This window comes from Bradyrhizobium nivariense, from assembly GCF_029846695.2.
GTDB lineage: Bacteria > Pseudomonadota > Alphaproteobacteria > Rhizobiales > Xanthobacteraceae > Bradyrhizobium.
In genome coordinates, this window is the sequence record NZ_JARWCR020000023.1 from 102,198 (window position 1) to 108,197 (window position 6,000).

Sequence of the window (6,000 nt, forward strand, 5' to 3'; positions counted from 1 at the left end):
GCCGGCTTCACCCGCCTTGTTGCTGAGGCTCACGTTGCGCAGCTTGACCGATAAGGACTTCACGATCGAAACGGATCGACAATGAAACAGATCATGCGATGTCCACGTCTTGACCGCCGCGTTCTGCTTTCGTCACTGGCGGTGCTTCCGCTCCTCTCTGCCGCTCTGCGCTCCACATCCGCGGAGGCGCAAACGCAAGGCGACCCGTTGCCGTCCTGGAACGAGGGCGCGACCAAGGCATCGATCCTCGACTTTGTGGCGCGCGTCACGACGCAGAACGGCCCTTACTTCGTTCCGCCCGAGCAACGTATCGCAACCTTCGACAGTGACGGCACGCTCTGGATCGAGCAGCCAATGTACATCCAGCTGGCCTTCGCGCTCGACCGCGTGAAGGTCATGGCGCCCCTGCATCCGGAATGGAAGACCAAGCAGCCGTTTGCAGCGGTGCTCGACAACGACCTGAAAGCGCTGGCGGCTTCCGGCGAAAAGGGATTGGTCGAGATCATCGCGGTGACGCATGCCGGCATGACCACGGCAGAGTTCGAGAAGATCACCTCCGACTGGCTCGCGACCGCGCGCGATCAACGCTTCAAACGCCCCTATACCGAGCTGGTTTACCAGCCGATGCTGGAACTGCTTGCCTACCTCAGGGCCAACGGGTTCAAGACCTTCATCGTGTCAGGCGGCGGCATCGAGTTCATGCGGCCCTGGACCGAGCGGGTCTACGGGGTGCCACCGGACCAGGTCGTGGGATCGTCGATCAAGACCCGATTTGAGATGAAGGACGGTGCGCCGACGCTATTCCGTTTGCCGGAAGTCAATTTCATCGACGACAAGGCGGGCAAGCCGATCGGGATCAATGAGCACATCGGACGCCGTCCGATCGCCGCCTTCGGCAACTCCGACGGCGATCTCGAAATGTTGCAATGGACGACGCTCGGCGCCAGCGGGGCGCGGTTCGGCCTGATCGTCCACCATACGGATTCCGAACGTGAATATGCCTATGACCGCGACTCGCATTTCGGGAAACTCGACGTCGCGCTGGACGCCGCGGCGGTCAACAAGTGGACCGTCGTCGACATGAAGAAGGACTGGAAGAGGATATTCCCGTCTGATTAGGCCGTGGACTCAGGAGCACGCAGCCAGATGCCGAATCGGAATGGCCCAGACATGGCTCTTGCGGTCGAATGGTGGTCCACGATGCAGGCGGGAGGAGGCCATCTTCGACCTGGCTGCAGATTAGCTCTCCTCGTGTCGGTCGCCACAGTCGCGGGAATGAATATTTCGGCACTCGCCAGCAGTACCCCAACCCATCTCTACAGTTCAGCCGGACCCTTCGACCAATGGCCGACCGGAATGGGATTTCAATATTTCTACGGATTCATGGGCGGCGAGACCGATCGGACGCCCTACCTTTTCCGCAACAGCACCCAGGGGGGCATCCGCAGCCAATTCCACCACATCATCGACATCGTGCCGACCATCCTCGAGGCTACGGGCATCCCGGCGCCTGCGACGGCGAATGGAATTGCGCAAAAGCCCATCGAGGGCGTTAGCATGGCCTATACGTTCGACCAGGCCAACGCCAACGTGCCGTCAAAGCGCAACACGCAATATTTCGAGATGTTCGCTAACCGCGGCATCTACCACGACGGCTGGTATGCATGCACAACGCCGCCGGCAGCACCTTGGCTTATGGGGACGTCAAAGCTCCCTGAGGTCAATGAATACAAATGGGAGCTGTACAATATCGTCGAGGATTTTTCGCAATCCAACGACGTCGCAGCCAAGAATCCCGACAAGCTGAAGGAGCTGCAGACGCTGTTCCTGAGTGAGGCGGCGAAATACCAGGTCTTGCCGCTCGACAACTCGATCCTGCCGCGCTTGACCACGCCGCGGCCGAGCGCGACCGCCGGCCGAACTGAATTCACATACAGCGGCGTGAATCCGGGCATCCCGACCGACAATGCGCCCAACATCATGAACAAGGACTACAAGATCACCGCCGATATAACGGTCTCAAACGGTGGCGCTGAAGGAATGATCGTGACCCTCGGCGGCCGATTCAGCGGCTATGGCCTCTATCTGCTGAAGGGCAAGCCGGTCTTTGTCTACAACATGCTGGATTTGAAACGATATCGCTGGGAAGCAGGCGTGGGCGCGCGGGACTGGCTGGGCTCCGCGCTCAAGCCGGGCAAGCATACCATCGTGTTCGATTTCAAATACGATGGGCCCGGCTTCGGCAAGGGCGGCACCGGCGTGCTGTCGGTGGACGGCAAGGAGGTTTCCCGCCAGTCGATGCCGCACTCGATTTCGTTCCTGATGGCGATCGACGAGTCCTTCGACGTTGGCCTCGATACCCGCTCAGGAGTGGATGGCAGCTACAAGCTGCCGTTCCAGTTCACCGGGAAAATCGACAAACTGACCTTCAAGCTCGGACCGACGCAGCTTTCCAGTGATGATCAAAAGCTTATGCGGCACGCGCTTGAAAACGCGAGGGACTGAGCGAGGCAAGCTCGCACAATTGCATGTCCTACATCTTGGATAGAATAGACTGAGCAGCGAGCACCTGCGCGGAATATGCCGCGCAGCTTTACATGGAGTCTAGCGGTGGATTCTTCATTCGGCGCGTTGGATGCGTTCGCGTTTGTCGTGTTTGCCGTTCTGATCCTTGTTGGCGTCATCATTGTCGTCAATCTGGGCAAACTTCCAGGTCAGCTCGCACACAAATGGAATCATCCGCAGGCCGGCGCGATCAATGCCATGAGCTGGATCGGGATCGCGACCGGCGGGTTGTTGTGGCCGGTGGCGTTCATATGGGCGTTCACGACGCCCTTTGGCGCCAAATCTCCGGTCAGGGATGAGAGGCAGCCGAATAGCGCAGCTGAATCCGACGTTGCTGCAACGCCTTTGGCGGCACTGCGCAAAGTCTCGGACAAGGAGACGCGCCCGTGATCGCATTCCTGATCATCGTCTACGTTGCCGTCGTTCTCGTGCTGTTCAAGGTGCTGCGCATCAAGCCCACGGCTTATATAATTGCGACTATGGTCGTCGCTGGCGTATTCATGATCGGCGGCGTCGTGGTGGTCTGGACGCAGTCGGCGCCGATTACGGAAAAGATGGTGACCAGCCAATACGTGGTGCAACTCGTCCCTTACGTCAAAGGGCAGGTCAAGACGATCTACGCGCAGGCAAATCAACCGTTGAAAAAAGGTGATTTGCTGCTGGAGGTCGATCCGGCTCCCTACCAGTACACGGTCAACCAGGTCGAGGCGCAATTAACGGCAGCGAAAGCAAACGTAAATCAGGCCGAGGCTGCGCTCGCGACCGCAAAAGCGGCCATACCGAATGCGCAGGCCAGTCTCGCGAAGGCGAAGGCCGCGGACGAACTGGCCAAGACCCAGGAACAAATCGCCCTCAACATTCAGCGCGCGGACAAGGCTGCCATTAGCCAGCTTAACGTAGCCAAGGCGACGCAAGAACGTCAGGAAGCGGACGCCGCCGTTCAGCAGGCCGAAGCGGGCCTCGCGCAAGCGCAGGCTTCGGCTCAGCAGGCTGCCGCCGCGTTGGTGACGGCCCAGAGCAATGTTCCCGCTGTCGAAGCTCAATTAGACGACGCACGCTTTAACCTCGCGCAGTGCAAGATGATGGCACCGAGCGACGGATACGTTACGAATTGGCAGGTGCAGGTCGGAACCATGCTGGTGTCGCTTCCGCTTGCCCCTGCTGGAACATTCGTCAACGTGTCAGATACCGCGGTCGCCGCGGTATTTCCACAGAACTGGCTCTCGAATGTCGAGCCGGGCGACGATGTGGAGATGGTGCTCAACCCGTACCCGGGCCGTCTCTTCCTTGGAAAAGTGGACTACGTGATCCCGGCCACGGGAGGTGGTCAATTCACAACCAGCGGCACAATCCCGAACGCGGCCCGGATCGGATCCGACGGGCTTTATGCGGTGCGGATCAATTTCAGCGACGACGCCGTAGCCCGCAAGCTGTCCCTGGGGTCAGGCGGATCGGCGGTGATCTACACGCAGAAGGGCAAGGCCACGCACGTCATTTCGAAGGTCGCGATCCGGATGAAGAAGTGGCTGTTGTACGTCGTGCCTTCAGTGGAAAAGCCGCCATCGTAGCCTGCAACCGACAATGAATGGGTGTACACGAGTTAGGCTCAATGCGGGGGGAAGAAAGCCTTGGAGGCGTTGTGCCAAGTAACATTTGGGCGGCAGCGCGATATCGGCGCCGGTCTTGGTTTGTCAATTCAATGGTTGCTTGTGGCCGCACTTCTCCTGCCAACCGTGGCATGTACGATCGGTCCGAATTTTACAACGCCTGTCGCTCCGCTTGCCGAAAAGTTTCGCGGCGTTGACAATCGCTGGGTTAAGTCCGGCCCCCTTGAGTACGTACACTGGTGGGAAGGGTTTCGCGACCCGACCCTCAACAAGCTGATCCAGATTGCGTACAACCAAAACCTGACGCTGGAGAGCGCAGGGACGCGGGTGTTGCAGGCACGTGCGGCGCTGGGAATAGCTATCGGCATAACCTATCCGCAGGTGCAGCAAGGAGTGGGCTCGGTCATCTACAATCGAACCAGCGCGGCGACGCCGCTGGCCGGTCCGAATGCGACGCCTGCATATTTCTGGACCGATGCTCTTGCTGCGCAGGCAGCTTGGGAGCTGGACTTCTGGGGCAAGTTTCGCCGCGGTGTTGAATCCGCCGATGGCGTGTACCTGGCGTCGATCGCAACTTATGACGGCGTTCTGGTGTCGCTTCTCGCCGATGTTACCGCAACTTATATCGGTATCCGCACAACTGAGCAGTTGATCGGAATTGCACGGGCCAATGTCCGCAGGCAGGAACAGGCGCTTAGCATCGCAAAGGCAAAGTTCACGGGCGGCGGGACTTCGGAGCTTGACGTCTTCCAGGCGACAAACGTTCTCGAGCAGACACGTGCGGCAATTCCCCAATTGACGATACAATTGCAGCAGGGGCAAAATGCGCTCTGCGTCCTGCTTGGCGTTCCGCCACAGTCCCTCGGTATGATGCTTTCACGCTCGGTAGGGCGAATACCATCGCCACCTCGCACAGTCGTTGTTGGAATCCCTGCGGATTTGTTGCGCCACAGACCGGACGTCCGCGCTGCTGAACTCGCCGCGCTGGCGCAGAGTGCGCAGATTGGAATTGCCACGACGCAGCTCTATCCGGCCATCAGCATCACGGGCACGTTCGGCGGTTCGGCCAGTACTGCCAACGGCCATACCCTTGGCCAAGTCGTCAGTTGGAAGGGCGTGGCGTATGCTGCGGGCCCATCGTTTCAATGGAATCTCCTGAACTACGGGCAAATCACCAACAACGTTCGTTTGCAGGATGCCAAGCTTCAGCAATTGCTGATCGACTATCAGAACACCGTGTTGAGCGCGCAGCAGGAGGTGGACAACGGTCTTGCGACATATCTGCAATCACAGAATCAGGCCGCGTATCTGCGTCGCAGCGTTGACGCGGCAAATGGTGCCCTCAGAATCGCGCTTGAGCAGTATGAGCAGGGTGCGACGTCATTCACCACAGTACTGACCGCGGAACAGAATCTCTTTCAGGCGCAGAACAGCCTGGCCGGCGCAACGGCCAGCGTTCCGCTCGGCCTCACTGCGGTGTTTCGGGCCCTCGGCGGCGGGTGGCAGATACGGGAAGGCGGCAACTTCGTGAGCCCGGCAACGGTTGACCAGATGCGTGCGCGAACGGACTGGGGCAACTTGCTTTCGCCCGCGAATGCGCCGCAACCGACGGCGCCGGGCCTGCCAGGTTCTGAGGACATCGGGCCGACAATCCGGCCTCCGGAGTGGTGATTGCTGTAACCGAGTCTCGCATTGGTGACGTAGGGTCTGTTGGGATTCAGGATTCTCATTTGAGCTCGGCTGTGATTCAAGCTCGGGATGGACCGATTCGTTTTGAATGACGCCCAATGGGCGAAGATGGAACCGCTTTGTCTAGGCAAGCCGAGCG

At 59.4% G+C, this 6,000-nt stretch carries 4 protein-coding genes and 1 pseudogene; all 5 read left to right on the top strand.

Annotation, left to right across the window (positions count from 1 at the left end; all coding sequences use genetic code 11):
- The first annotated feature begins 81 nt into the window (after positions 1-81).
- The 5 genes and pseudogenes from QCM77_RS20605 (at position 82) to QCM77_RS20625 (ending at position 5,843) form a co-directional block, all read left to right on the top strand.
- Positions 82-1,119 (top strand): HAD family hydrolase, encoded by a 1,038-nt coding sequence (locus QCM77_RS20605; protein WP_279663786.1) that lies wholly within the window; start codon positions 82-84, stop codon positions 1,117-1,119.
- Between the two features lie 315 nt (positions 1,120-1,434).
- A pseudogene (locus QCM77_RS20610) lies at positions 1,435-2,505 on the top strand (arylsulfatase); the annotation flags it as partial.
- 75 nt (positions 2,506-2,580) lie between these two features.
- Positions 2,581-2,955, top strand: a complete 375-nt coding sequence (locus QCM77_RS20615; protein WP_279663785.1) for a DUF3302 domain-containing protein — start codon at positions 2,581-2,583, stop codon at positions 2,953-2,955.
- Positions 2,952-4,133 (top strand): HlyD family secretion protein, encoded by a 1,182-nt coding sequence (locus QCM77_RS20620; RefSeq protein ID WP_279663784.1) that lies wholly within the window; start codon positions 2,952-2,954, stop codon positions 4,131-4,133. The genes QCM77_RS20615 and QCM77_RS20620 overlap by 4 nt, the downstream gene beginning before the upstream one ends.
- A gap of 60 nt (positions 4,134-4,193) precedes the next feature.
- The gene (locus QCM77_RS20625) at positions 4,194-5,843 is read left to right on the top strand and encodes an efflux transporter outer membrane subunit (protein ID WP_279663783.1); all 1,650 of its coding nucleotides are present in this window, start codon (positions 4,194-4,196) and stop codon (positions 5,841-5,843) included.
- The last annotated feature ends 157 nt before the right edge of the window (positions 5,844-6,000 follow it).